Origin of the sequence: Paractinoplanes ovalisporus (assembly GCF_016834655.1) — a bacterium.
Lineage (GTDB): Bacteria > Actinomycetota > Actinomycetes > Mycobacteriales > Micromonosporaceae > Actinoplanes > Actinoplanes ovalisporus.
Genome location: NZ_JAENHP010000012.1, coordinates 233,212 through 259,485, shown reverse-complemented (window position 1 = coordinate 259,485; position 26,274 = coordinate 233,212). Strand labels below are relative to the sequence as shown.

The 26,274-nt window shown below is 72.1% G+C and carries 23 protein-coding genes; 10 read left to right on the top strand and 13 right to left on the bottom strand.

From position 1 onward, the window contains the following. Positions 1–60: 60 nt before the first annotated feature. On the top strand, positions 61–1,386 hold the full coding sequence (locus JIG36_RS31105; protein ID WP_203379940.1) for an SGNH/GDSL hydrolase family protein: 1,326 nt from the start codon (positions 61–63) through the stop codon (positions 1,384–1,386). 8 nt (positions 1,387–1,394) lie between these two features. On the opposite strand, the gene JIG36_RS31100 is transcribed toward JIG36_RS31105, so the two are convergent. Continuing rightward, the gene (locus tag JIG36_RS31100; protein ID WP_203379939.1) at positions 1,395–1,916 is read right to left on the bottom strand and encodes a hypothetical protein; all 522 of its coding nucleotides are present in this window, start codon (positions 1,914–1,916) and stop codon (positions 1,395–1,397) included. 280 nt (positions 1,917–2,196) lie between these two features. Between JIG36_RS31100 and JIG36_RS53515 the strand changes: the two genes are divergently transcribed. Beyond that, a complete protein-coding gene (locus tag JIG36_RS53515; protein ID WP_203379938.1) occupies positions 2,197–5,679 on the top strand; it encodes a hypothetical protein in 3,483 nt (1,160 codons plus the stop codon). 136 nt (positions 5,680–5,815) lie between these two features. Then, positions 5,816–7,066 carry a SigB/SigF/SigG family RNA polymerase sigma factor gene (locus JIG36_RS31090; RefSeq protein ID WP_203379937.1) on the top strand — a complete coding sequence of 417 codons (1,251 nt, stop codon included), beginning with the start codon at positions 5,816–5,818 and terminating at the stop codon, positions 7,064–7,066. A 61-nt stretch (positions 7,067–7,127) separates the two neighbouring features. Here JIG36_RS31090 and JIG36_RS31085 read toward each other — a convergent pair whose 3' ends face one another. The 3 genes from JIG36_RS31085 to JIG36_RS31075 form a co-directional block, all read right to left on the bottom strand. Continuing rightward, positions 7,128–7,850, bottom strand: coding sequence for an STAS domain-containing protein (locus JIG36_RS31085; RefSeq protein ID WP_203379936.1), 723 nt, complete (start codon positions 7,848–7,850; stop codon positions 7,128–7,130). A 61-nt stretch (positions 7,851–7,911) separates the two neighbouring features. Continuing rightward, on the bottom strand, positions 7,912–9,762 hold the full coding sequence (locus JIG36_RS31080; protein WP_203379935.1) for a CheR family methyltransferase: 1,851 nt from the start codon (positions 9,760–9,762) through the stop codon (positions 7,912–7,914). 52 nt (positions 9,763–9,814) lie between these two features. Then, positions 9,815–10,555, bottom strand: a complete 741-nt coding sequence (locus JIG36_RS31075) for an ATP-binding protein (protein WP_203379934.1) — start codon at positions 10,553–10,555, stop codon at positions 9,815–9,817. A 122-nt stretch (positions 10,556–10,677) separates the two neighbouring features. Here JIG36_RS31075 and secA2 point away from each other — a divergent pair, with 122 nt between their 5' ends. The 5 genes from secA2 (at position 10,678) to JIG36_RS31050 (ending at position 16,105) form a co-directional block, all read left to right on the top strand. Further along, positions 10,678–12,972 carry an accessory Sec system translocase SecA2 gene (secA2, locus tag JIG36_RS31070; RefSeq protein WP_203379933.1) on the top strand — a complete coding sequence of 765 codons (2,295 nt, stop codon included), beginning with the start codon at positions 10,678–10,680 and terminating at the stop codon, positions 12,970–12,972. A gap of 404 nt (positions 12,973–13,376) precedes the next feature. After that, positions 13,377–13,940 carry a winged helix-turn-helix domain-containing protein gene (locus JIG36_RS54290; RefSeq protein ID WP_203379932.1) on the top strand — a complete coding sequence of 188 codons (564 nt, stop codon included), beginning with the start codon at positions 13,377–13,379 and terminating at the stop codon, positions 13,938–13,940. Further along, positions 13,940–14,572, top strand: coding sequence for a nucleoside/nucleotide kinase family protein (locus JIG36_RS31060; protein WP_203379931.1), 633 nt, complete (start codon positions 13,940–13,942; stop codon positions 14,570–14,572). The genes JIG36_RS54290 and JIG36_RS31060 overlap by 1 nt, the downstream gene beginning before the upstream one ends. 164 nt (positions 14,573–14,736) lie before the next feature. Further along, positions 14,737–15,153, top strand: a complete 417-nt coding sequence (locus JIG36_RS31055) for a TraR/DksA family transcriptional regulator (protein ID WP_203379930.1) — start codon at positions 14,737–14,739, stop codon at positions 15,151–15,153. A 70-nt stretch (positions 15,154–15,223) separates the two neighbouring features. Next, the gene (locus tag JIG36_RS31050; protein WP_203379929.1) at positions 15,224–16,105 is read left to right on the top strand and encodes a DUF72 domain-containing protein; all 882 of its coding nucleotides are present in this window, start codon (positions 15,224–15,226) and stop codon (positions 16,103–16,105) included. Here the strand turns inward: JIG36_RS31050 and JIG36_RS31045 are convergent. Together JIG36_RS31045 and JIG36_RS31040 are read right to left on the bottom strand one after the other, a co-directional pair. Then, positions 16,082–16,873, bottom strand: coding sequence for an aminotransferase class IV (locus JIG36_RS31045; RefSeq protein WP_203379928.1), 792 nt, complete (start codon positions 16,871–16,873; stop codon positions 16,082–16,084). The genes JIG36_RS31050 and JIG36_RS31045 overlap by 24 nt on opposite strands. Continuing rightward, on the bottom strand, positions 16,855–17,601 hold the full coding sequence (locus JIG36_RS31040) for a DUF72 domain-containing protein (RefSeq protein WP_203379927.1): 747 nt from the start codon (positions 17,599–17,601) through the stop codon (positions 16,855–16,857). Before JIG36_RS31040 ends, JIG36_RS31045 begins: the two co-directional genes overlap by 19 nt. Positions 17,602–17,693: 92 nt before the next feature. Here JIG36_RS31040 and JIG36_RS31035 point away from each other — a divergent pair, with 92 nt between their 5' ends. Next, positions 17,694–18,011, top strand: coding sequence for a BatC protein (locus JIG36_RS31035; RefSeq protein ID WP_203379926.1), 318 nt, complete (start codon positions 17,694–17,696; stop codon positions 18,009–18,011). Positions 18,012–18,013: 2 nt separating this feature from the next. After that, on the top strand, positions 18,014–19,264 hold the full coding sequence (locus JIG36_RS31030; RefSeq protein WP_203379925.1) for a cupin domain-containing protein: 1,251 nt from the start codon (positions 18,014–18,016) through the stop codon (positions 19,262–19,264). Between the two features lie 9 nt (positions 19,265–19,273). Here the strand turns inward: JIG36_RS31030 and JIG36_RS31025 are convergent, their stop codons facing one another. From JIG36_RS31025 to JIG36_RS30995, 7 genes are all read right to left on the bottom strand, one after another. Continuing rightward, on the bottom strand, positions 19,274–19,987 hold the full coding sequence (locus tag JIG36_RS31025) for a hypothetical protein (RefSeq protein ID WP_203379924.1): 714 nt from the start codon (positions 19,985–19,987) through the stop codon (positions 19,274–19,276). Beyond that, positions 19,984–22,617, bottom strand: a complete 2,634-nt coding sequence (locus JIG36_RS31020) for an FtsK/SpoIIIE domain-containing protein (RefSeq protein WP_203379923.1) — start codon at positions 22,615–22,617, stop codon at positions 19,984–19,986. Before JIG36_RS31020 ends, JIG36_RS31025 begins: the two co-directional genes overlap by 4 nt. Beyond that, entirely contained in the window at positions 22,610–23,512 is a 903-nt protein-coding gene (locus JIG36_RS31015; RefSeq protein WP_203379922.1) for a hypothetical protein, read from the bottom strand. Before JIG36_RS31015 ends, JIG36_RS31020 begins: the two co-directional genes overlap by 8 nt. Before the next feature lie 4 nt (positions 23,513–23,516). Further along, entirely contained in the window at positions 23,517–23,777 is a 261-nt protein-coding gene (locus tag JIG36_RS31010; RefSeq protein WP_203379921.1) for a hypothetical protein, read from the bottom strand. 411 nt (positions 23,778–24,188) lie between these two features. Further along, positions 24,189–25,382 (bottom strand): MFS transporter, encoded by a 1,194-nt coding sequence (locus tag JIG36_RS31005; RefSeq protein WP_203379920.1) that lies wholly within the window; start codon positions 25,380–25,382, stop codon positions 24,189–24,191. A 261-nt stretch (positions 25,383–25,643) separates the two neighbouring features. Then, complete coding sequence (locus tag JIG36_RS31000) at positions 25,644–25,811, bottom strand: hypothetical protein (RefSeq protein ID WP_203379919.1); 168 nt, start codon at positions 25,809–25,811, stop codon at positions 25,644–25,646. A 9-nt stretch (positions 25,812–25,820) separates the two neighbouring features. Then, a complete protein-coding gene (locus JIG36_RS30995) occupies positions 25,821–26,201 on the bottom strand; it encodes a hypothetical protein (protein WP_203379918.1) in 381 nt (126 codons plus the stop codon). Positions 26,202–26,274 lie beyond the last annotated feature (73 nt).

Sequence of the window (26,274 nt, the reverse complement as noted above, 5' to 3'; positions counted from 1 at the left end):
GTACCCTGCCGTACCGGATTTCATCCGGATCAGCACCCTGGGGAGGGCAAGATCTTGAACGTGCGGCGCTTGCTGATCGGCGTCGTGGTGACTTCGGTCCTGTCCACGATCCTGACGGTCACCTGGATGGCGCTCGGCCCGCTGCGGGCGGTGACCCCGTCGCCGCAGGCATCCGCGCAGGCCGCGGCGGCCACCGAGAGCCCGACCGGCACCAACCCGGAATGGTCGACCGCCTGGGCGGCCGCGCCCGCCGCGGCGAACCTGAAACGCCCGCTCGGCCACACGGTCCGCAACGTCGTGCACACCACGATCGGCGGGCCCCAGGTGCGCATCCGGCTGACCAACCGCTTCGGGCTCGCCCCGGTCCGCTTCGGCCACGTCACCGTCGGGCTCTCGGCCCACTCCGGCGGCCGCCGCGACGGAGCCGACAACCCCAGCGACGGTACGGCGGTTCAGGGCACCCTGCGCGACGTCACGTTCGGCGGGCGAGGCGACGTGACCGTGCCGGTCGGCGGCGACGTCCTCAGCGACACCCTCAACCTGCAGGTCGCGGCCGACGCCGACCTGCTGGTCTCGATCTGGACCCCGGTCAAGCCGGCCGCGTCGACCTTCCACGCCGACGCCAAGCAGCTGTCGTTCGTCAGCCCCGACAGCCTCGACCGGGCCGGCGATCTGGCCTCCACCGCGTTCACCCAGGGCACCGGGGCGTGGTTCTACGTCTCCGCGGTCGAGGTGACCGGCGCCCCCGGCACGATCGTCGCGCTCGGCGACTCGATCACGAACGGCGCCGCCTCGACCGCGGGCCGCAACCGGCGCTGGCCCGACCTGCTGGCGGCGCGCCTCGCGGCGACCCCCGGCCCCGACTACGGCGTGGCCAACGCGGGCCTGGCCGGCAACCGGCTCCTGCTCGACGCGCAATATCCGCAATACCGCATCAACTCCACGGCCGGCCGGTCGGCGCAGGCCCGCTTCGCCGAAGACGTGCTGGAACGCGCGGGCGGCCGCACGCTGATCGTCTTCGCCGGCATCAACGACATCATGCAGCCGCCGCAGCAGAGCGACGCGACCCAGATCACCGGTGGGCTCACCCACCTGGCGACCCGGGCCCGCGCGCAGGGCCTGCGCGTGATCGTCTGCACGATCACGCCGTGGAAGGGCTACACGAAATACACCCCGGCCCTCGACCAGGTGCGGCTGCGGGTGAACACGTGGATCCGCGGCGGAGGCAACGGCGCCTTCGACGCGGTGGCCGACTTCGACCAGGCGCTGCGCGACCCGTCCGACCCGCTGCGGCTCAATCCGCAGTACGACGGTGGGGATCATCTGCACCCGAACGACGCCGGCATGCTGGCGCTGGCCAACGCCGTGCCGCTCGACAAGCTGTAAGCCGATCTCTAACTGACCAGGACGGCCACGACCGCGGCGACGACGGCGAAGCCCAGGACGGCCTGGAGGAGCAGCGCCGGGCCCATGTGCGACCACATCGTCGGGATGCGCGGGGTGAGCGGCTGCATGGTGGTGAGGTTGACCAGCCGGACCAGCCGTACGGCCAGATGGGGGTCTTTCTGCGGGGCGGTCGTGAGCTGAACGAGGTCGCCTCGGTGCAGGGCGGACTGCGGTAACTGCCCGTGCATCTCGACCTCGTAGGTCTGGCCCAGGTCGTCGCGCACCCGCACCGGTGTCACGAGAAACTCGGGGCCCTTCTTGAGTTCCTTGAAGCTGCGGCGGCCCGGCTTCATGCGCAGCATCGCGCCGATCAGCTGAATCACGCCGGCGGCCAGGAAAACGGCCATGACCAGCGGCTGGCCGATCCGGACCTCGCGGGTGTACGAGGTCTGGAAGCCGGCGAACCGACCGGTGATGACGGGTCCGACGTGCCGGAGGATCTGCTCGCGGTGCAGGTCGACGTCATCCATTCCGATCACCTCCTGAGGGGTTCTCACATAGTACGGAGAGTTAATGCCTGAGCACCGTGAGTGAAATCGTGAGTACTGTAAGCACCTCCGCTGGGCTGCGGAGATAGATTTGTCGGTTTCTTCGCGCCCGGCGCTGACGCATCGTCCGGTGCCGCTTGTTGCTCGTCTGCCACCCCTGTCGCCGAAATGCTGAAAAGCGCGCGAATCGGTACCAATCGGCGGTGAACTTGTTTCGTGTCAGGCGAGGCGCACGCCTCGGAGCGGAATGGGGGCGGCTGACGTGGCACCGAACAAGGCGTACGTGGATCCGGAGAGCGTTCTGGCCCGCACCGCCCGGGAGATGCTCGCGGCGCACTTCGGCGGTCGCGGCCCCGCCGACGGTGTGACCGTGTGCCCCGCCTGCGGTGAACGTCTGCCCTGCACCGCCGGCCAGTCCGCGGGCGACGTCCTGGCCGCGGCCGGGCTCGCCGAGGAGTCCGGGCTGGTCGCGGCGGCCCGGCGGGGCTTGGGGGAGCCGTACGGGGAGCCGGGGTCCGGCTTCGACTTCAGCACCCCCGATCTGGACCGGCCGTGGGCCCGCACGTCCTCGGCTTCCGTCCCGCTCTCCGATTCCTCCGGCAGCTCGTCGACGGCTTTCGGTTCGGCCGACCGGCCCGCGACGGCCTTGGGTTCGACCGCGTTCGGTTCGGCCGACGTGCCCTCGACCGCGTTCGCTTCGGCCGAAGCTCTCGGGTCGGGCCCGTCGGCTCCCGCCTTCCGGTCCGCGTTGGCCTTCGGGTCGCCGATCGAGCTGTCGGCCGAGGATGAGCCGGCCCGGTCCGAGTACAAGCCGCGGCGTGCCAGGCCCGAGGAGGACAGCCCGGCGACCGGCTCCGGCTATCGCGACGCGTTGCACGTCGGCCCGGTCGACTTGTCCTTCTCCTCCGCGCCCTCCGCTTCCTCCGCTTCCTCCGCGCCCTCCGCGCCGGAAACTCTGGATCCGGCGTCATCGCGCTTGATCCCACCGGCCGACCTGACACACGGCGACCTGTCCCCGGGCGACCTGTCCACTGGTTCCTCGAGCGGCCTGTCCTTGGGTGGCCCGACCCCCGGCACCCCGAGCGGCCTGTCCCTGGGTGGCCTGGCTCCGGCTGCCCCGGGCGACCGGGAGCCCAGCGGTCTGGGCGGCGGTTCTGCGTTCGCCGGGGCGGCGTCAGATGGCGTGGGGGAGAACGAGCCGGGTGGACGCGCCTCGGGTGAGGGCCCTGAGACCGGTGGGCTGAGCCGCGGCCCGGCGTTCGGCGGTTCGGGCGAGCCCACGGAGAGCGGCCTCGCGTCGGGTACCCGTGGGGAGCCCGGGCCGAGCGGTTTGAGTAGCGGTTCGGCCTTCGGTGGCTCGGGGGAACAGGAGCCGAGCGGTCTTGCTGTGGGCGGTTCGGCTTTCGGTGGCTCGGGGGAGCAGGAGCCCAGCGGCCTCGCGGCGGGCGGTTCGGCGTCGGGTGTCTCCGCTGGGAGCGAGCTGAGCGGCCTGTCCGGCCGGATGCTCGGCGGCGCGGGGGAGCCGGAACCCAGCGGTCTGGGCGGACGGTTGCCCGCGGAGTCCGCCACGCCCCGGCCCGGGGGCGGGGACGAGCCGAGTGGGCCGCGTCTTGACCTGAGTTTTTCCGGTGGTGGCATGACGCTGGGCGAGCCACGCCTCGACCTCAGCCTCGGGGGCGCGGGAACGGAGCCGTCCGGCCCCCGCGTGGAGCTTTCCGGCCCGGGTGGTGCCGAGCTGGGCCACCCCGGTGGCGTGATCGCCGGCGGTCAGGCGGCACCGACTCATCCCTCATCCTCGACCGCGCAGCCCGAACCACCCACGACAGTCCGCTCGGCGCCGCCCACCGGGACTCAGCCGACGCCGTTCGCGGGCGGTCAGCCGACACCGTCTGCTGTGGATGACACGGCGCAGTCGGCGGCTGACCGGTCGACACCGGCCACAGCTGACCGGTCGGCGCATTCCGCTGCTGACCAGGCGGCTTCAGCCGCTGGGCCGCGACCGGAAGAGCCGGAGCGCCCGGCCTTGCGGAAGCCGGCGCCGCCGCTGCCGCCGGACTGGCACCAGAACCGGCCCCTGGACGCCCCGAAGTTCACTCCGTCGCGTCCCGTGACCAAGGCCAACGGAACAAACGGCCAGAGCCTGCCTGGCTCTCCCACCGGCCCGCGGGTGCCGGGCTCGGACACCCGCCCGCAATCGCCGGCCACGCCCTCCCCGCAGTACGGCTCGCCGACTGCACCGCCCCAGCCTCCGGCACCGACCAACCCGTCCCAGCCCTCGACCGGTCTGAGCAACCCTTCCCAGCCGTCAGCCGGCCTGAGCAACCAGTCGCAGCCTTCAACGGGGCCGAGCAACCTGTCTCAGCACATGACTGGACTGCAGCCACCGACGGCGTTGAACCAGCCGCCGCAGTCACTGACCGCGCTGAATCAGCCGCCGCAGCCGCCGACCGCGTTGAACCAGCCGCCGCAGTCGCCGGTCGCGTCGAACACGCCGCCCCAGGCTCCGGCCGCGGTCAACCCGCCCCGGCCCGCCGCGCACCAACCGCACCCGTCGGCCGGGGCGGTTCCCCCGGCGGTGCCCGGGTCCGGGGGTCACGAACCCTCGGGCCTGCCCGGCCTCTCCGGCCCCAACGCTGCCGCGGCCACGTCCCAGGCCGGCGGAACCGGCCCGGACTCCGCATCCCAGGGTCTCACCGCCCCGCAGCCGGGTGGTCTCGGCCAGAGCGCGCCCCCGAATGACGCCGACGGCCCGTCCGGTCTCATCGCGCACAACACCGGACACCAGCCTCCAACCGGACACCAGCCCCCGGGCTCCATGGCGTCGGCCGGGGCCGCGCCGACGAGCGGGCACGAGCCGTCGGGCCTTCCCGGCTTGGCCTCGGGCAACGAGCCGTCCGGCCTGACGGGCCGTCTCGCCGGTCAAGCGCCGCCCGCCGTCCACCCCACTCAGGCGAGCCCGGGCTCGACCGGCCACGAGCCGTCCGGTCTTCCCACCGGTCAGGAGCCTTCCGGCCTGGGCCAGGCCGCCGGCTGGACCGGCCAGGCGCTAGCCGGTCAAGTGCCCGGCGGCCAAGCGCCCGGCGGCCAAGCGCCCGGCGGCCAAGCGCCCGGCGGCCAAGCGCCCGCCGGCCAAGCGCCCGCCGGCCCGGCCTCCGGCGGCCCGGCTCCGGCGATGCCGACCGGCCAGGAGCCGTCCGGGCTGCCCGGCCGCCCGTCCCAGCCCACCGGCCCCAGCCAGCCGCACGGTGACACGGGCCAGTTCCCGCAGGGCCCGACGGGCGGACCACAGAGCCTCACCGGCCGGCCGCCGCAAGGTTCCACCGGGCCGGTCCCGCCGGGCTCGACGGCCCACGCGCCGCAGGGTTCCGCGGGGGAAGGCCTGACGGGCCAGGCGCCGCAGGGTTCCGTCGGTTCTGGGTCGCCGGGCCCCGGCAACGGCTCGACGCATTTCGGCGCCTCCGGGCCCGAGCAGAACGGCGCGCCCCGGGCCGCCATGACGCGCGCGCCGCTCGAAGCGCCGAACATGGGGCAGGTCAACCGGCCCCCGGCCGCGGGCGCGGCACCGGGCATGCCGGGCGGTCCGGGCTACGGCGGCAACGCCGGCCCAGGGGAGCCGGCCATGGGCACGCCCGCCGCCGCTCCCCGCCCGCCCCGGCCCAAGCTCGAGGCGCCCAACATGGGCCAGCTCAACAAGCCCCTCGGCGACCGCGACCACCCGGGCCCGCCGCATCAGTCCGGGCGGTGAATCCGCGCGTCTAGTTTGAGCACCGGTGAGGGAGGGCAGTAGGGTCCCGAATGGGCGGCGTGGGCGACCCGTCGTCCCCAATCACCTGCGGCCCCGGCGTTTCCAGCTCCGGCCGAGGCTGTCGAGGGGAGCGTCGATGTCCGAGAACACCGGTGCCCTGTCACCGGTCGAGGCTCTCGGCCTGGCCGCCGCGCCGGCCGAGGTGGGCGGGCTCGAAGATCTCGACGCCGCCGCGCTGGCCTACGCCGAACGCATCGTCGCCGCCTCCCCGGCCGAGCGCGCCACGCTGCGTGACGCCCTCTCCCGGCTGTGCCTGCCCTTCTGCCGGCGGCTGGCCCGGCGCTACCGGGGCCGCGGCGAATCCCTGGACGACATCGAACAGGTGGCCCGGCTCGGACTGGTCAAGGCGATCGACCGCTACGACCCGGGGCGGGGCTCCTTCACGGCGTACGCGGTCATCACCATCTCGGGCGAGATCAAGCGTCACTTCCGTGACAAGACGTGGGGGGTGCACGTGCCCCGCCGGGTGCAGGACCTCAGCCTCGAGGTCGGGCACGCCACCACCGTCCTGACCGCGCAGCTGTCCCGCACGCCGACGGCGGCCGAGATCGCCGACCGGCTGGGCCTGACGGTCGAGGCCGTTCGCGACGCGCAGGAGTCCTCGGCCGGATACTCTCCGTCGTCGCTGAACGCGCCCGTGGGTGACGGCGCCGCCGAGTTCGGTGATCTGCTCGGTGACGTCGACGGCGACCTGGAGCTGGTCGACGACCGGGTCACCGTGGCCGACCTGCTGATGCGGCTGCCGGCCCGGGAACGCCGGATGCTGGCGCTGCGGTTCTACGGCAACCGCACCCAGACCGAGATCGCCGACGAGCTCGGCATCTCCCAGATGCACGTGTCGCGGCTGCTGACCCGGGCCCTGTCCTGGCTGCGGGAGGCGATGCTGAGCGACGTCCCGCCGCGCTGGGAGGGTGTCGAGGCTCGGCCCGAGCGTCATCCGGTGCAGGTCGAGGCCGAGCACCACGACGGCGTGGTGACGGCCCGGGTGCGAGGCGAGGTCGACCGCGACACCGCCGAGCGGCTCCGGCTGGGCCTGCGTCACGCGATCGCCCTGTCCGGCGGCGACCCGGTGGAGATCGACCTGTCCGGGGTGCCGCTGCTCGACGCGGCGGGAGTGGCCGTGCTGGTCGACGCCGCCTCGGCGGCCGCGGTGGCCGAGGTCGACCTCACCCTGACCGGGGCCCAGGCGTACGTGGCGGGGATCCTCAAGGTCACCGGCCTGGCCCGTCTCCTCAAGACTGACCGCCCGCGCAACAAAGCAGAGCGCGACGAAACGAAGCGCGACAAAGCACTCGCGACAAAGCGCAGCGCACGAAGCAAAACGTGACAAAACGCAGGGCACGACGAAACGTGACAAAGCAAAACATGACGGAGCAAAGGCGAAGCGGCTAGGCCGCCCGGCGCAGCGAGGCCCACACCACCTTGCCGTCCACCGACGGCACACAACCCCACGAGTGCGCCGTGGCGTCCACCAGCACCAGACCCCGCCCGCGTGAGAGATCCACCGGCGGCTGCACATCGACCGGCGATCCGTCGCGGACAACGATGTGCAGGTAGCGCCGCCGCAGCGCCAGCCGGAGCGTCATCATCGTGTGCACGTGGTCGACCACGTTGCTGACCAGCTCGTTCGCGATCAGGCAGGCCGGGCCGACCAGGTGCGGCAGCTCCCAGCGCAGGCACGCGTCGGTGGTCATGTCGCGGGCGTGCCGGGCCGCCCCGGCGATCGGCAGCAGCTGGTCGGAGAGCGTGCGGACGGCGGCGGCCGGATCGCCCGACAGGTGGGTGCGCGCGCCGTCGAGGCTGTCGAAGACGCTGAGCCGCCGGTACGCGTGTCCGTCGAGCAGCGCCCGGGTCGCCGGTGGGGCCGCACAGAGCAGAACGGGCGTGCCCGGGAACCGGTTGGCCTGCCGGTTGATCGCGGTGAAGACGGCGAGGGACAGCGGTTCGGCGACGGACAGCGCGGACAGGTCGACCAGCAGCGCGTCGGGCTGCTCGGCGAGGGCCTTGAGCAGCTGGAGGTGCAGCGCCGCGACGTCGGTGAGGTCGAGCGCGCCGGACACCCGCGCGACCAGGTGCGAGCCGTCAGAATCGGCCTCGTACTTGATCGCCATCTCCCACCTCCCGACTCAGACTGCGCGGCTTACCCCGGTTCGGCCGGGGCAAACGGGTGATTCACGCCGATTCAACTGCGGCCGTCTCCATCACAATGATCGCTCCTTCGGGCTGGACGCCGCCCTCACGCCGCCGCAGCGGGGTGCACGCCACCCGCACCGAGATCGACCGGCCCCGCCGGTTGACCGCCTCGACCTGGAGCTCGGCGGTGGCCGCCTCGGGCCCCAGGGCCCCGCGCAGGATCGGGCGCAGGCGCTCGATCGGCAGCCCGATGTCGAGGTTGAGGAAGTGCTGCCCGATGACCTCCTCCGAGCGCAGACCCCATAGGTCTTCGGCGCGGCGGTTCCACATCCGGATCCGCAGATCGGGATCGACCACCGCGACGCCGGCCTCCATGCTGGTCAGCACCGTCTCGAGGAAGTCGTTGGCCTCGTCGAGCTGGGTGCTCGAGATGCGCAACTGGTCGTTTATGCTCTGCAGCTCGTCGTTGGTGGACTGGAGCTCTTCGTTCATCGTCTCCAGTTCCTCGTTGGTCGACTGGAGCTCCTCGTTGGTGGTCTCGAGCTCCTCGACCGTGGACTGCAGTTCCTCGTTGGTGGTCTCGAGCTCCTCGTTGGTCGACTGGAGTTCCTCGTACGCCGCCTCGAGCTGCTGGTTGGCATGTTCCAGCTCGTCCTTGAGGCGGCGGGACGCGGTCACGTCGTGGAAGATCAGGTTGACGCCGAGCAGGCTGCCGTCGACCCCGGCCAGGGGGCTGATCTGCACCTCGAGGTTGGCCTGTTCGCCGCCGCGCTGATAGTCGACGTCGCCGACGCGCAACGTGCGGCGTTCCAGCTGGGCCTGTTCGATGTAGCGGCGCAGCTCGACCGGGCGGTAGGACAGGTCGAGGTCGCGGAACGGCCGGCCGATGTCACGCGAGGACACCCCGAACAGTTTCTCGAGCTCGCGGTTGGAGAGCGCGACATGACCGTCGGCGGTGAGCGTGAGCTGGGCCAGCGGGCTGGCGGCGAAGGCCTCGTTGCGCAGCTCGTCGAGGCCGGTGACCGGGGCCCCGGAACTGGGCGGTGGGTCGGCGAACGCGACGCCGGGCCGGGCGTAGAGGCGCGGCACCCGGCGGAAGACGCGGCGCTTGAGGTCGATCGGCGTGAACAGGCTGCCGTGGCTGAGCAGCATCTCGGCCTTGCCGAGGAACAGCACACCCTCGTCGCGCAGCGCGAAGTGGAACCGGCCGAGGATCTTCGACTGGGTCTCGGCGTTGAAGTACATGAGCGTGTTGCGGCAGGTCAGCATGTCGATCCGGGAGATCGGCGCGTCCTGCACGAGGTCGTTGCGGCCGAAGATGACCGAGCGGCGGAGGTCCTTGCGGAAGGCGTGCCGGCCGTTGACCGGCTCGAAGTAGCGTTCGACGAGCTCGGGCGGCACCACCTCCATCGCGCGCTCGCCGTAGGTCGCCTGGCGCGCGTCGTTGAGCTGTTCCTCGTCGACGTCGGTGGCGTAGATCTTCACCCGGTCCTTGAAGGCGTCGACGCCGAGCAACTCGGCCAGCACCATCGCGAGCGTGTAGGCCTCTTCACCGGAGGCGCAGCCCGCGCACCAGATCCGGATGGGCGAGTCGGCCGGCTTGGCCTCGATCATCGGCCCCAGGACGTCCTTGGCGAGGTATTCCCAGGCGTCGGCGTCGCGGAAGAAGCCGGTGACGTTGATCAGGATCGTGTTGAACAGCGCGGTGAACTCGTCCGGATGGACCTGGAGGTAGTCCACGTAGTCCTGATATTCCGACGCGCCGACCTGGCTCATCCGGCGGTCGACCCGCCGCACGAGGCTGGAACGTTTGTACCCGGTGAAGTCGAAGCCGCGAGACTCCTTGAGATAGATCAGCAGCGCTTCGAAATGGGGGTCAGCCGGTTGCACAGAGCGACGCTACCGCACGTCGCCCGGCGCGTCAGCGCGCCCCGGTGACGAATCAGAGCGTGTCCGCGCGCATCCGGGTCCAGACGACCTTGCCGTCGGTGACCGGCAGGACGCCCCAGGCGTCGGTCAGATCCCGCACGAGCCGCAGGCCGCGCCCGCCGGCGTCGGACAACCCGGCGTCGGCCGGCTTGGGCATCCGCCGGCTACGGTCCCGCACGGTCATGCCGAGGCGACCGCCCTGCAGCGGCCGCACGGTGAACTCCATGCTGGTCCGGGCGTGCCGTACGACGTTGGCCACGAGCTCGGTCGCGATCAGGGTCGCGATCGACGCCACGTCGGCCCGCTCCCAGGCCGAGCAGGCCTGGGTGACCAGCGAGCGGACCTGGCGGCAGGCGTCCGGCACCGGGCGCAGGCGCACCCGGATCCGCGGCGGGACGGTCTCGGCCCGGGCGGTGGCGAGGGCGCCCGCGTAGTCGCCGGCGAAGTCCAGACCGGTGCAGTCGGGCGCGTCCGAGATCATGGCCATGGTGGGGGCGTCGGCGCCGCAGAGGACAACCGGCACGTCGGGCCACTCGAACGCCTGACAGACGACCGCGCTGAGCGCCGCGAGCCCGACCGGGTCGCCGATCCGCAGGCCGGCGACGTCGAGCAGAAGCAGAGTGGGCTGGTCGGCCAGGCGCAGCCGGACCGCCTGCTGCAGCGCGTCGCCGGTGACCTGATCGAGGGTGCCGCTGACACGCAGCGCGGCGACCGGAAACCCCCGTTCCGGGCGGCATACGAGCTGACTCGGCACCACGCCTCCTCCACCGCATAGATCCGCGCCCGACATGGTGCCCGCCATGACCCCGACACAAACGCGGTGTGAGGTGAAGGTCGGCACCAACCTCCCAGGGAAATGAAGTACCGTTGCCCGCCATGGGTGTGTCGTCGCGGCTGAAGAGCCGGTTTCGCAAGTTTCTGCAGCGTCCGGGCACAACGGTCGACCTCGCGCCGTTCTCCAAGCGCCTGCCGGCCATCGACGCGCGTGAGGAGGCGCTGCGCGAGCTCGACGACGAGGCGCTGACCGCCGCCGCCCAGGAGGCCACCGACTTCACCGAGCTGTGCGCGATCGGCCGCGAGGCCGCGTGGCGCGCGCTCGAACAGCGACCTTACGACGTGCAGCTGCTCGGCGCCATGGCGCTGCTCTCGGGCAAGGTCGCCGAGATGGCCACCGGTGAGGGCAAGACGCTGACCGCGACCATCGCGGCGTACGGGCACGTCCGTCTCGGCCACGGCCCGGTGCACGTGCTCACCGTCAACGACTACCTGGCCCGCCGCGACGCCGAGTGGATGGAGCCGGTCTACAAGCTGCTCGGCCTCTCGGTCGCCTGGGTCACCGAGGCCGCCACCCCCTCCGAGCGCCGCGAGGCCTACCTGGCCGACGTCACCTATGTCTCGGTCAGCGAGGCCGGCTTCGACTACCTGCGCGACCAGCTGGTCACCGACGTCGAAGACCGCGTGCAGCGCGAGCTGGCCACGGCGATCGTCGACGAGGCCGACTCGATCCTCATCGACGAGGCCCGGGTGCCGATGGTGCTGGCCGGCAGCATCGCCACCGAGGCCGACCCGGTGCACGACGCGGCGGGGCTGGTGCGCGAGCTCAAGGCGGGCAAGGACTACGAGGTGGCCGAGGACGGCCGCAGCGTGGCCTTCACCGAGGCCGGCCTCAAGAAGATCGAGGAGCAGCTCGGCGACATCGACCTCTACGCCGACGACCAGGTTCAGCAGCTGTCCGCGGTCAACGTGGCCCTGCACGCCCACGCCCTGCTGCGCCGCGACGTCGACTACATCGTGCGCAACGGCTCGGTCGAGCTGATCGACGAGATGCGCGGCCGGGTCGCCCAGCGCCGCCGCTGGCCCGACGGCCTGCAGGCCGCGGTCGAGGCGAAGGAGGGCCTGAGCGCCACCGCCGAGGGCGAGGTCCTCGACACCATCACCGTGCAGGCCTACATCGCTCTCTACAAGACGGTGTGCGGCATGACGGCCACCGCCGTGCACGTCGGCGAGCAGCTCCGCGAATACTTCAAGCTCGAGGTCGCGGTCATCCCGTCCAACACCGAGAACATCCGTGAGGACGAGCCCGACCGCATCTACTCGGCGCACGAGACCCGCGACGAGGCCCTGGTCGAAGAGATCAAGATCGCCCACGAGAAGGGCCGGCCGGTGCTGGTCGGCACCCTCGACGTGAAGGCGTCCGAGCTGCTGGCCAAGCAGCTGGCCGCGGTCGGCGTGCCGTCGAACGTGCTGAACGCGAAGAACGACGCCGAGGAGGCGCGGATCATCGCCGAGGCGGGCGCCAAGGGCGCGGTCACCGTCTCGACCCAGATGGCCGGCCGTGGTGTCGACATCCGCCTCGGCGGCAGCGACGAGGCCGACCGCGACGAGGTCGTCGAGCTGGGCGGGCTCTACGTCATCGGCGCCGGCCGGCACGACAGCCGCCGCGTCGACGACCAGCTGCGCGGCCGCGCCGGCCGCCAGGGCGACCCGGGCGGGTCGGTCTTCTTCGTCAGCCTCGAGGACGAGCTGGTCACCCGGCACGCCGGCGACATCCTGCCGGCCTCGCCGCGCATGGACATGGACGGCGTCGTCCACGACGACCAGGTGGAATACGCGGTCGAGCACGCCCAGCGGGTCGCCGAGGGCGTCAACCACGAGATCCACCGCAACACCTGGCGCTACAGCGTCGTCATCGAGCAGCAGCGGGTGGCCCTGGCCGAACGCCGCGAGCGCCTGCTCACCTCCGAGGTCGCCGCGATCATGCTGCTCGAGCGGTCGCCCGAGAAGGCCAAGGAGACCGACGAGGACGTCCTCTCCGACGCCGCCCGGGCCATCGCGCTGTTCCACCTCGACCGGCTCTGGGTCGACCACTTGGCCGAGCTCTCCGAGGTGCGCGAGGGCGTGCACCTGCGCGCGCTGGGCAAGCTCGACCCGCTCGACGAGTTCCACCGGGCCGCCGTGCCGGCCTTCCAGAAGCTCCTGCTCGACGTCGAAGCGCGCACGATCGAGGCGTTCGAAGAGGTCGACCTCTCCGAGGGCTTCGAGCCCGACCGCGCCAAGATCGTGCGGCCGAGCGCCACCTGGACCTACCTGGTGCACGACAACCCGTTCGGTTCGGAACTCGACCGGCTCATCGCGGCCGTGGGTCGTCGTCTCATCTCCGGCAGCAACTAAATACCGGTCTCCGGAATCCGGGCGTTCCCGATGGGACGCCCGGATTCTTTTTGCACGCACGGCGGTAAATGGTGGCGTCGGTGTGTCTTCCGTCTCAGGAGGCTGCCCGACTGTGCCGCCGGCCGAGGTCGTCCGCGCACACTTTGGCCAGCGCAAACGCTTGTTGCTTGCGGTACGCGGCAAGTATTCGCAGGAAGATGCGCGTTCGGCAATGCTTAATCAGTCTGACAGAATCTGTTTGGGGAATGCATTTTCCGCAGTCCAGGCGGACGTGGAACGATTTTCCCACAGTGTGGTTGACGGGTTGACCCGACAACGGCGCTGGCGGAAATATCGTCCGCGGCTTTACGGAGGGTGATCGGTCTTATACGGTTGCCGAGACGTATTTCAGGGGGATCAACTAAATGCCGGCCAGTGCGCTTTCACCACGGCTCGCCCGACATGCCAGCGGGCCGGGCCGCGGCTCCACCGTCGTCCGCCGCCCGTCGGAACCCGCGCTGACCGTCACGGTCGCCATACCGCTCAACGGCGAAGCGATCTCCCCGCAGGCCCACAAGCTCATCGAGGCGGTCCGCGAGCTCGTCGAGGTCAGTCAGGGCACCGTGCACGTCGAGCCGGCCGTCGCGCCCGCTCCGGAGCTCGAGGCCGGCCCCGAGGTCGCCGGTCCCGAGGTGCGCCTGCTCACCGGCACCCGCCAGGTCATCGTCGACGGCGAACCGCTGCCGCTGACCCGGCTCGAGTTCGATCTTCTGCTGTTCCTGGCCGAGCGGCCGCGCCGCGTCTTCACCCGGGCCCAGTTGCTGACCGGCGTCTGGGGCTACGACCACACCGGCGAGCGCACGGTGGACGTCCACGTGCGCCGGCTGCGCCTCAAGCTCGGCGGCGCCGTTCCCCTGATCACCACCGTCTACGGGGTGGGCTACCGGCTGAGCGACGACGCCCACGTGCTGATCAAGCCGAACGAATAGTGCGCGTTCGTCCTGTTTCACCGGAAATCCTGGTCGGAGAACTGGCCGATCTGTTGATATGTCGGGAACCCGACAGTCACCTCCGGGTCGCCCTCGACGGCGCCTCGGCGGCCGGCCCTGGGGCCCTCGCGGACGCGCTGGTCGACCCGCTGAAGGCCCTCGGCCGTCCCACGGTACGGATCGACACGGCCGATTTTCTGCGACCCGCGTCACTGCGCCTGGAGTTCGGCCGGGACAACCCCGACTCGTACTACATGGGCTGGTTCGACGAGGCCGGTCTGGCCCGGGAGGTGCTCGATCCGGCCGGCCCCGGCGGCTCCGGACGTGTGCTCACCCGGCTCTGGGACGCGGGTGTCGACCGGGCTGCCCGCGAGCCTTACCGCGACCTCCCGCCCGGGGCGATTCTGCTGGTCAGCGGGCCCCTGCTGCTGGGTGGCGGGCTCGGCTTCGACGTCACCGTGCACCTCGAGATGTCGGCCGCCGCGCTGGCCCGCCGCACCCCGCCGGAGAGCGCGTGGACCCTGCCCGCGTTCCAGCGGTACGCGGACGAGGTGGCGCCCGCCTCCTTCGCCGACGTGGTCGTCCGCGTCGATGATCCACGGCATCCCGCGATGGTCCTCGAACGTTCCTGAAGCGAGTCTGTAGCGCATCCGACCACTGACAGTTATGCTCCGGTTACTTTTTCAGCGGAGAGCCCGTTTGGGATCTCCGTCGGCGGGTATCAGCCCGGCTCCACGGTGCGATGGGGCGGGGCCTCGGGGGACAGCCGGCAGGGGCAGAGGAAGGCAGGGAGCGCATGCTCGTCAATGGAGCGGTTATCACAGGCAAGGCCGCATCGAAGGGGCGTACGCCGGAGGAGATCGAGCAGATCCGCAACGTTCTGCGGGGCCGGTTCGACGACCTCAACGCCGAGTACGAGTCGGCAGTAGCCGAGAACCAGAAGCTCCGGCTGGTCGAGATCGGCGACTCCGCCGGCGACGACCAGGCCGACAGCGGGTCCAAGACCGCCGAGCGCGACGCCGCGACGTCGCTGCTGCGCACCCTGCTCGACAGGCGTACGCAGGCCGAGCACGCGATGCAGCGGCTCAACGACGGCACCTACGGCAACTGCGAGGGCTGCTCGAACCCGATCCCCTGGGAGCGACTCGAGATCTTCCCCTCGGCCACCACGTGCGTCAACTGCAAGCAGAACCGCGAGCGCCGGGCGAGCTGACGAGCACAGGAGACATCCGGGTCCGCCGCCGAGCGCGGCGGACCGGCTGCATCCGGACTAGCTTGACCTGATGGGGACCATCGAGATCGGCACCGCGTCGTGGACCGACCGGACGCTGCTGGCGTCCGGCTGGTACCCGGCCACCGCCGACACCCCGGAGAAGCGGCTCGCCTGGTACGCGAAGAAGTTCAGCGTGGTCGAGGTCGACGCGACCTACTACGGGCCGCCGGCCGAGCAGACCAGCCGGCTCTGGGCGCAGCGGACTCCCGACGGCTTCACCTTCAACATCAAGGCGTTCAGCCTGCTGACCGGCCACCCCACCAAGGTGTCGGCCATCTACAAGGACCTGCGCCCCGAGACGGATAAGAAGAACGTCTACCCCGGCGACCTGCCTCCACAGGCGTACGAGGAGATCTGGAGCCGTTTCCTGGGTGCGCTGGACCCCTTGGACGAGGCGGGCAAGCTGGGTGCGGTGCTCTTCCAGTTCCCGCCGTGGTTCGGCATCCGCAAGTCCAACAAGGAATACATCCTCGAGGTGGCGGCCCGCTGCAAGCCGATCCGCCCGGTGTTCGAGTTCCGCAATTCCTCGTGGTTCGAGGGCGCCAACCAGAACGAGACGCTCGACTTCCTGCGTGCCCACAAGCTCGCCTTCGTCGGTGTCGACATGCCGCAGGGCTACAAGACCTCGGTGCCGCCGGTGATGGCGGCGACGGCCGACCTCGCGGTGGTCCGTTTCCACGGGCACAGCGACAAGTGGACCAGCAAGGACATCCACGAGAAGTTCGGCTATGAATACTCCCACCAGGAACTGGCCGGGTGGGCGCCGCGCCTGCGCGAGCTGGCCGCCGAAGCCGACCGCACGCACGTGCTGTTCAACAACTGCTACAGCGACTATGCCCAGCGCAACGCGACGGAGTTGATAGGCCTGTTAGAGGGCGTCGAAGGGGACTGACTCCCACGTCTCGGCCATCAGCCCGGCCATTTTGTCGCCGGCCGGATATTTCAGGTCGTCGATCGAGGCGATCTCCTGCCGAACCGTACGGGAATTGACCGCGATCGCCGCCGTGAAATCGGGCAGCTCCGACACCGGCACCGGCCGGATGCCCCACTGCACGCCCTGCATGGTCATGGCGATCTGCAGCAGCACCATCGTCACGCCCTTGAGCATCGGCGCCTGCGGCCACACCACCTCGTCACCCTTGAGGAACGCCACGTTCCAGGTCGTGCCCTCACGCACCATCCCGTCGGGGCCGACCGAGAGCGCGTCGTCGAAACCGGCCGCCTGGGCCAGCCGCTGGGCCCGCCACAGCCCCATCGTGGCCGAGTGCTTGTGCTCGGGCCAGTCGCGGCGGAACTTCGGGTCGATCCGGACACGCAGCGGCGGGCCGGGCTCGTCGCTCGCCGGTTCGGCCACCGCCACCACCACGTCGGGTGGGCCTGCGGGGTCGGCCCCCGGCACGTAGGAGACCCTTACGGAGGCATCGGTCTCGTCGCCCATCGCGTGCAGGATCAGCTGGCGCAGCCGGTGCTCGTCGTCGAGGCCGGGCCGCCAGCCGAAGAACTCCTCGTTGCCGTCGGCGAGCCGGGCGAAATGCAGAGCCAGACCGCGTACGCCCCGGTCCCGCACCTGCATCGAGGTGAAGTGACCGTAGTTGAGCGTGGCCAGGCGGTGGATCTCGGCGGCGTCCGGCGCCCGGCCGTTCAGTTCGAGGAAGCGCACGCCCTCACTGTAAGGCCCCGCCGCCGGGCCATCGCGGACATCGTGTCGGCGTCGGACACGGCCGCGCCATGCTGATCATTGTTGAAATACACGAACGCCTCCCGTACGCCGGAGAGCCGCTCGAGCCAGGACTTGAGTGCGGCCCGTCCGTACCGTGGCCACGGTTGTGCCCGTCCCTCGTGCAGGCGCAGGTAGCCGAAGCCGGCCGTCGTCCAGAGCGGAGTCACCGGGCGGCCCCGGCGATCGGCCCAGCAGAGCGCCGCGCCGTGCCGTTCCAGCAGCTCACGGCACTCGTCCGTCCACCACGAGTCGTGCCGGGGCTCGACCACGACCCGTACGTGGGAACCGAATTGCCGCAGCGTCTCATCGAGCGCGTCCAGATCGGCGCGCAGGGTCGGAGGCAGCTGCAGCAGCACGGGACCGAGCTTGTCGCCGAGCGCCTCGGCCCGCTGCAGGAAACGGGCGACCGGTTCGGCCGGTTCGCGCAGCCGCTTCACGTGGGTCAGATAGCGGCTCACCTTCACCGCCACGAGGAAGCCGTCCGGGGTGCGCTCACGCCACTGTTCGAAGGTGGTGCGCTCGGGCAGCCGGTAGAACGCGTTGTTGACCTCGACGGTGGGGAAGTGGCCGGCGTAATGCTCCAGCCAGAGCCGCTGCGGCAGCTTCGGCGGGTAGAAGTCGTCCTTCCAGTCCCGGTACTGCCAGCCCGAGGTCCCGATGTTCAGCACCCGGAGTGGATACCCACGTCACAGGCAGGTTAGACCCCTTGATCACGGGGTACCTCGCCGCTGCTGCAACCTCCACCGACGAAGGAGCTTCCATGTCTCTCAGCGATGACGACATCACCTCGGGTTCGGCCTCCAGCGCGGGCGAGGGCCCGGCCGACGGCGGTGCGAACCCGTCCGGTCATGACGGTGGGGCGGACGGTTCGGCGGGCGAGGGTCCGGCTGACGGCGGTGCGAACCCGTCCGGTCACGACGGTGGCGCTGACGGCGGCGCGGGCGAGGGTCCGGCTGACGGTGGCGCGAACCCGTCCGGTCACGACGGTGGCGCTGACGGCGGCGCGGGCGAGGGTCCGGCCGACGGTGGCGCCAACCCGGCCGGTCACGACGGTGGCGCCGACGGCACCGCGTCCTGACCATGCCCGGGACGACTGACGAGACGCCGGGCGGGACCCGTCCGGCGCTCTCCCGGGCCGTGGCCGTCGAGCCGGGCAAGTTCGCCGCCGCCCACTGGGGGAAGGCGCCGCTGCTCTCCCGGGCCGGTGAGCTGGCCGGGCCGGACGGCTTCGCCGACCTGCTCTCGCCGGACGCCTTCGACGAGCTGCTCAGCCGCCGCGGCCTGCGCACCCCCTTCCTGCGCGTCGCCCAGCAGGGCAAGGTGCTGCCCACCGCCCGCTTCACCGGCGGGGGCGGGGCCGGCGCCGAGATCGGCGACCAGGTCATCGACGACCAGGTGATGAGGCTCTATGCGGAGGGCGCCACCCTTGTCCTCCAGGGCCTGCACCGCCTGTGGCCGCCGCTGATCGACTACGCCCGGCAGCTCGGCGCCGAACTGCGCCGGCCGTTGCAGGTCAACGCGTATCTGACGCCGCCCGGCAGCCAGGGCTTCAGCACCCACTACGACACCCACGACGTGTTCGTGCTGCAGGTCGACGGCACCAAACGCTGGCGGCTGCACGAGCCGGTGCTGGCCGACCCGCTCGAGAAGCAGGCCTGGGGCGGTCACGCCGACGAGGTGGGCGCCACCGCCCAGGGCGAGCCCGCGATGGACGTGGTGCTCGCGCCCGGCGACGCCCTCTACCTGCCGCGCGGCTGGCTGCACTCGGCCGAGGCGCTGGGCCACCGGTCGCTGCACCTGACCATCGGGGTACGGGCCCTCACCCGCTACGCCGTGGTCGAGGAGCTGCTGGCGTTGGCCGCCGAGGACGCCCGGTTGCGGGCCACCCTCCCGTACGCGGTGGACGTGTCCGACCCCGACGCGATCGAGCCCGAACTCACCGAGACCGTCGAGGCCCTGCGCGACTGGCTCACCACGGTCGAACCGGCCGAGGTCGCGACCCGGCTGCGCGCCCGGGACTGGCCCTCGGCCCGGCCCGAGCCGGTCAGCCCGCTCGCACAGCTCGACTTCGCGGCCGGGCTCGGACCCGACGACCACATCCGGGCCCGCGAGGGGCTGCGCTGGCGGCTCGCCGACGACGGACCCGAGCACGTGGTGCTGCGCCTGGTCGGGCGCACGCTGCGTTTCCCGGCCTCCTGCGCACCGGCTCTGCGGATCGCGTTCGGCCCTGAGCCCGTACGGGTGGGTGATCTGCCCCTCGACGACGACGCCGATCGCCTCGTGCTGGCCCGGCGGCTGCTCAACGAGGCCCTGATCGTCCCGGCGCGCTGAGGCTGAGCGTCAGGTCGTTCTGAGCAGGGCCACCAGCGCGCCGGCCGTGATCAGGCCGGTCAGCAGCACGGTCGCGACCGTCGCGGCGTCCAGTCCGACGCCCCGGCGGTCGGCGACCCGCTTGGCCCCGACCACCGCCAGCACCGGGCAGGCGAGCAGCACCAGCAGCGCCACCACCGGCAGCGCGTCCTGCCAGGTGCCGTCCGCGGCCCCGCCGCCGTTCTCGCGCAGCACCTGGTTGCCGATGGCGCCCACGACACCGCCCAGGAAACCGAACAGCGTGAAAAGGATCTTCACTCCGCCGTTGATCGGGCGGGCCGGCGCCGTGTACTTCACCTTCGTCGCCACCTCGTCGAGGTAGTCGCCGGCGTCGCGGTCGGAACGCTGCCGCGGGATCGAGGCCGGCGGCACCGTGCGGCCGTAACGTTCGGCCACCGGCCCGACCTTGTGCACGTATTCCGACCAGAGCCCGGCCGCGCGCGCGTCCACCTCTTCGAGGGTGCGCTGCGTGCGGTGCACCGTCCGTACGGCGTCGTCAACCGCGGCCTCGGCCTCCCGCACCGCCTCGTCGGCCGCCGCGACCCGTCCGTCGTGCCAGCGCACCGCCTCGGCCCGCAGACCCGCGGCCTCCTCGTCCAGGGTGGTCAGACGCCGGAGCACGCTGCGGTAGTCGGCGGTCTCGAAGTCGGCCGGCTGCAGACCGCCCGTCCGCGGTTGAGTCATGAGCCCACCCCGTACGGGATGATGACCTCGGCCCCGCGGTGCACCGACCGGTCGAAGTGCAGCGCCCGCCAGGGTCGCGGATACCAGGCCGGGGCGCCCGTGCCGGGATAGAACGGGGCCAGTTCGCTGCCGTGCACGTCGAGCGCCACCCACGCGCCGATCGGGTCGGTGCGCGACGCCGGGCCGCCCAGCGCGTCGCGCAGCAGCCCCGCGCCCCGCCACCAGCCGAGCACGTGGATGCGCCGCTCCGGGCCCTGCCGCAGGATCGTGCGGAGCTGGTCGGCCGCGCCCTTGCCACCGGGCAACGCGTCGGCCGCATAGACGAACAGGAAGTGGTGCCGGTCGGCGGGCCAGGACGCCGCCGCCTCGGCCGCCGCCTCCTCGAGCACCCAGTCGGCGTTGTCGTGCTCGTACCAGCCGCAGTCGGGCAACGTCTCGCACAGCGCCTTGGCCGCCGGGCGGGCGTCCGGGTCGAGGCACAGGATCGAGAACCGGGCCCCCTCGGGCGGGAACTGCGCGGCCAGCGACAGGGCGGCCGTGGCCATCACGGCACACGCCTCCTCGATCCGGGTGCCGAGCACGGCCAGGTTGCGGCCGGGGGCGCGGCGCAACAGCGTCCGGGCCGAGCGGGCCTCGACGTCGATGGTCTCGCCGAGCAGCACCGCCGGGGCCGGGGCCGCCTCGACCGGACCGAGCCGCCGGAAGTCGGGGCTGTCGGCCAGGCGCGGGACGACGTCACCGTCGAACAGCCGGGGCGGACCCAGGTCGGCCGGGCGCCGCCGCCACAGCCGGTGCTGCAGGGCGTTCCACCGCTCCCGGTCGCCGGCGGCCGGCACCCGGACGACCCGGTTGGCCTCGACCGCACCCGAGTCGGCGTTGACCAGGGCGTGGTAGCGGGGCAGCGACTCGGCGGCCGTGTTCTGCTCGGCCAGCACCCGCCGCGCGCGGGGCAGCGCGATGCGCAGCGAGAACTGCGCGACCAGGGCCGGGCGGCCCCACAGCGCCTCGATGCCCGAGACGTCCTGGCTGGCCAGGATCATGTGGATGCCCTGCGAGCGGCCGCGGCGGGCGAGGTCTTCGAGCAGGTCGACGGCCTCCTTCTCGACCGCGTCGCGCCCCGAGAGCAGCACCTGGAACTCGTCGATCACGGCGACGATCCGCGGCCACGAGCCCTCCGGATCCTCGGCCCGCAGCTCGGCCAGGTTCGTGACCTCATGCCGTTTCGCCGCGTCGGCCCGCCGCCGCAGCTCGTCGCCGAGGAAGCGCAGCAGCGCCAGCCCGAATTCCCGGTCGGTGTTGACGTTGACCCCGACCAGGCGCACGTGCGGCAGCCAGGTCTGGTCGCGGCGGCCCGGGGCGAACCGCGCGAACGAGACGCCCTCCTTGAAGTCGAGCAGGTAGAAGGCCAGTTCGTCGGGGGAGTAGCGGGCCGCCAGGGCGCCCATCCAGGCGTAGATGAGGTTGGTCTTGCCCGTGCCCGATGGCCCGGCGATCAGCGCGTGCGGCGGATAGTCGGACAGCGTCACCGGCACCGGCACACCCTGCGGGTTGTCCCCGAGCGGTGCGGTCAGGCCCTGGGCCGAGCTCTCCTGCCACTCGACCTGCGGCAACAGGCTGTCCAGGGCGACCGGGGCGGGGCCGGCGGCGACCGCTTCGGCGATCCGGCGACACGTCGCGGCCACCACCGCCTGCGGCGGGCCCCCGTCCAGCCGTACGGGGAGAGCACCCGCGCTGCTGATCCGCGCGTGGCTGCCCGCGGCCGCCGTGATGAACTCGACGCCGTCGGTCGCGGGCACCGGCATCCCCTGGATCACCAGGTGTACGCCGCAGGCCGCGCCGGTCCGCAACAGTCTTTGCAATTGGGCCTGCTCGGCCCGGCTGAGTTCGCCCGCGCCCAGCAGCACCGCGATCCGCCACGGCTCGGGCCGCCGGTGGGTGGCCGCGTTCAGCTCCCGCAGCGACGTGTATTCACCGGCCAGCACCGTCTCGTTGATCCGGCGGACCTGGTCGGTCAGGTCGTCGAGCAGCGAGCCCAGCCCGCCCGGGCCGACGAAGGTGAGCACGTTGGCCGGGGCCAGCGGCGCGAACCGGGCCAGCCCGCCCCCCAGGTGCTCCGGGTCGTACCCGATGATCTGCACCGCTCCCGGCGCGGCCGTCCCGAGCGCGCGCAGCAGCAGGCCGGCCACCACCTCGTCGCCGATCGCCCGGTCGCCGCGCACGACCACGTGACCGCGGTCGAGCAGCGGGACGAGGGCCGGCACGTCTTCCGGGTGGGGTAGCAGCAGCCGGCCCACCCGCAGCTCGGCCGCCCGGTCGAGCGGGGTCGCCTGCCAGTCGTCCCACGGGTCACCGGCGGCGCCCGGGGCGGCCCGGTCGGCCGCGGCCGCGGCGGCCCCGGCATAGGCGGCCAGGTCGTTGCGGTGCTGCTCGTCGATCTCGGCCATGCGGGCGTCGCGGGCCGTGGCCAGTTTCTCGCGCCGGGCCTGCGCAGCCTCGGACACCCGGCGGTGGCGTTCGACCGCACGGTCGTAGTCGTGGTGCGCGGCCTCGACGGCGTTGGCGGCCGCCCCGAGCGCGTGCGACAGGCCCGCCCGGATGTCCATCACCTGCTGCGCGGTCGAGTCAGCCATGGCGCCCCGGCCTGGTGGTGGGCTCGGCCTGCTCGGCGGGCGGCCGCACCGGGTCGGGCGCGGACGGGTCGAGCGATCCGGCGTCGCGGCCCAGCCGGGCCAGCAGCACGCCGGTCAGGACGCCGGCGGTGACCGCGCTGTCGGCCGGATGGTTCTTCGGGCCGCCGCCCTCGGTCGGGACCCGGCAGATGCGGCCGATCAGCGTCTCCAGCACGGCCGGGGAGGTGCCCGGCAACAGCGACTTGACCCGGCCCTCGGCGGCCGAGCGCAGGCGCGGCACGTCTTCGGGGCGTGGTTCGTGACCGAGCAGGTCGCCGGCCAGACGGCTGAGCACCGGCGAGCTGACCGCCGAGAGGGCGAGCCCGGTCGAGGCATTCACCCCGTGCAACTCCCGGCCGAGGCGGGCCCGGTCACCCGCCCGTACGCCGGAAGCGACGCGCCGCAGCAGCTCCGCGGTGTCTGTGCTCTTGTCAGACTTTTCCGTTTTTTCCGGAGCGGGCTCGCCGGTCAGCTTGGTCACGCGGGTCTGCCACCAGGGGCCGAGCTGCTCGGACTCCTCCTTCTCGGCCTCCGGCTCTTTCGTGTCGCGCGGCTTCTCGAGGCCGGCCTTCCAGTCGCGGTCGGGCGGGGCGGCGCCCTCACCGGAGAGGCCGATGCTCGCCAGATAGCGCGCGATGGAGTCCTGCGCGAGGCGCAGCGCGGCGGCCGCCCGCTCGGCGTGCTCGGTGGCGTTGCCGAGCTGGGGCACGCCCATCGGGTCCTGCGACGTCTCGCGCACCCAGTTGAGCAGCTCGGTGGCGCTGCGCAGCTTCTCCAGCGCCACGGTGACCTGACCGGTGGGCAGCTCGTCCGAGGTCGCGCGGAGCTGGGCGCCGAGATCCTGGATCAGTGACATCTCGTCAAAGGTTCGCCGTGTACTGCTGGGCCTGCTCGATCGCGGCCAGCGTCGCCCCCAGGCACTCCTCGAGGGACTGGTCGGCCTGGGACAGCTGGGCGTGCGCCGCGCCCACCGCCTCGTTGCCGCTGCCGTCGAGCGCCGCCGCGAGACTCTGCTGGGCCTCGCCGATCTTTTCGCGGGCCGCCTGTATCGCCTGCTGCCCGTCGGTGACCTGCTGCAACGCAGCGTCCACAGCCGCTTTGACTTCGGCGACACTGGCCACCCGTGGAGCCTCCTGCTGTGTGGAACCCGACTGTGGACCTCAGACTACTGCCCCGTTCCTGCCCCGCCCGCCGGGCCGTCCCCCTGTGGCGGCGGCCCCAGTGTCCCTGTTGGACGGCCTGATCGGAACCGCCTCTCCGGCGCTGCCGGAGAGTCCGTGATCCGACCGGCGAATGAACGGGAATGAATCCTCAGAGTGACATTCCGGCCGCCCTCGCGGGAAGCGTACGCCCGCCCTGCGACCCACGACATTCACCCCCGGGCGCGAATTCCACCACTCTTCAGTGATCAACTTTCCGCCGCGCCCGCCCGTCAAACGGGCCTGTGGACAACTCGCCGGCACCGTGCTGGGACGCAGTATTGTGGACAGCGGCCGGCTCCTCCTCGCCGAGAGATTAGGGTGGGGGTCCCCCTAGGTCGGGCGGGTTGGGGCTGGTTGTCCCGATCTTGACGTTGCGGCGATCATGGCCACGATCGCCAGCGCCGCCACCACGGGAGCGAAGCCGAACCCGGCCCGCACCCCGGCGTCGGTCAGCGGCCCCGCCACCGCCGCCCCCAGCGCGCTCCCCACGCTGAACGCCGTCATGATCCAAGCGAACGCCTCCACCGCCGTCCCGGTCGGGGCCAGCCGGTCCGCGGCCAGAAAAACCGCCGTCAGCACAGGCGGCAACATGACCCCGCTCAGGATCAGCAGGGCGGTCATGGCCGCGGTGCCGGGCGCGATCAGCAACGGCAGATAGCCCACGGCGAAGATCGCGGTCAGCACCGGCAGCCGCCGCGGGCCACCGGGCGTCGCGCGCGTGTAGAGCAGCCCGCCGACCAGCGCGCCCCCGGCCTGAGCGGCCAGCAACCACCCGGTCAGGGAACGGTCACCGGCCGCCTCGGCATAACCGGTGAGCACGACCGGGATGCTGCCCACGGCCGCGCCCACGAACGCCACCCCGGCGACCATCACGGCCAGCCGGGGCTCACGCAACGGTCCGGCCCAGTGCCGCTTGGCCGGGGTTCCACGCCATTCCCGTACGGCCGGAGCGCGCACAAAGGCGACCACCCCGGCCAGTTGGAGCAGGGCGGCGGCGTAGAGACCGGCGGCGGGCCCACCCCACGCGACCGCGCCCAGGGTCACCAGCGGCCCGGTCACGAAGATGACCTCCTGGACGGCGATGTCCAGCGCGTACGCGGCGTGCACCGAGTTCGCCGGCACCAGGGCCGGCCACAGGGCGCGCAGGCAGGCCTCGAGCGGTGGGGTGCCGAGCCCGGCCAGCGCGGCGCCGAGACCGATCACGAGGGGACGGCCGGGACCGGAGGCGGCGACCAGGTAGCCGGCCGTGGAGAGCAGGGCCGAGCCGTACAGGACCGGGGGCTGGCGCCAGCGGTCGACGGCGCGGGCCAGCACGGGGGCGCCGACGGCCATCCCGGCGGTGAAGACGGCGACCATCAGACCGGTGACGGCCAGGCTGAGCGACTCGCGGGCGAACAGCAGCAGGGCCAGGGGAGAGGCGGCCAGCGGGAGGCGGCCGACCTGGGTGGCGGTGAGGACCAGTTTGACGTACGGCTGACGCAGCACGAGGCGTGCGCCGGCGCGTTCGGTGGCGTGTGCGGACATGGGGCGACTCCGTTTTCCGACTGCGCGACAAACGGCGAGCTGCCCTGGGGACAACCGGCTTTGCGGTCGGCCCGAGGCGTAGGGTCACCCCCTGCCCCCGGTGGTGGGGGTTAGGGATGGCGCTACAGCAAGATCAGGCGTAACCGGCCGAGCAAGATCAGGTTCGACTCAAGATCAGGTCGACTCAAGATCAGGTGTGACCGGCAGAGGTCCAGCTCGCGGAGATACCGAGGCGCACAAAAGCAGCCTCGCCGGGGAATGTCAGCCGTGCTGGAGGGGCCACGGAGGCCAGAGCGGCGGCGGCGTCCAGAGCGGCATCGTGCGCGCCGATGCCGAGGGCGCGAAGTCGCGGCGCTCGTGATCGTTGCCGTAGAGGGGCAACGGGGGCGTGATCCAGCTCGCGAAGCGGGCCTCCGAGCGTGCGATCACCCGCCCATCCTAACGGCGCGGCACGCTGGAGGGACCCCTCACCTCGGCCCCGAGCGGGGTCACCCGATCGCGCAGCCCCCGGTCGGCGGTGATCACCACGACGCGGCGGTCGCCGGCCTCACGACTCGCCAGCTCGGCGATGGTGTCGTCGCCCGAACCGGGGGAACTCACCACCTCGACGCCGCCCTCGACGGCCTCGACCCGCTTGGCCTGACCCTCCACGACCAGCACCACCGCGACCGGGCCGGGCAGGTCGGGCAGGCCCCGGACCAGCACCGGAGCCAGCGCGTCACGCAGGCGGACGGCCGCTGCGGCGCGGTCGCGCCACCACCCGTCGGGTACGGAACCGACGACGTTGGCCCCGTCGACGATCACGAGAGGTACGGTCATGAAGTTGAGCCTACCCGAGTCAACTTTCTGCGAAATTCGGGAATGGTTACCAGGTGCACGGCGCTGATACGGG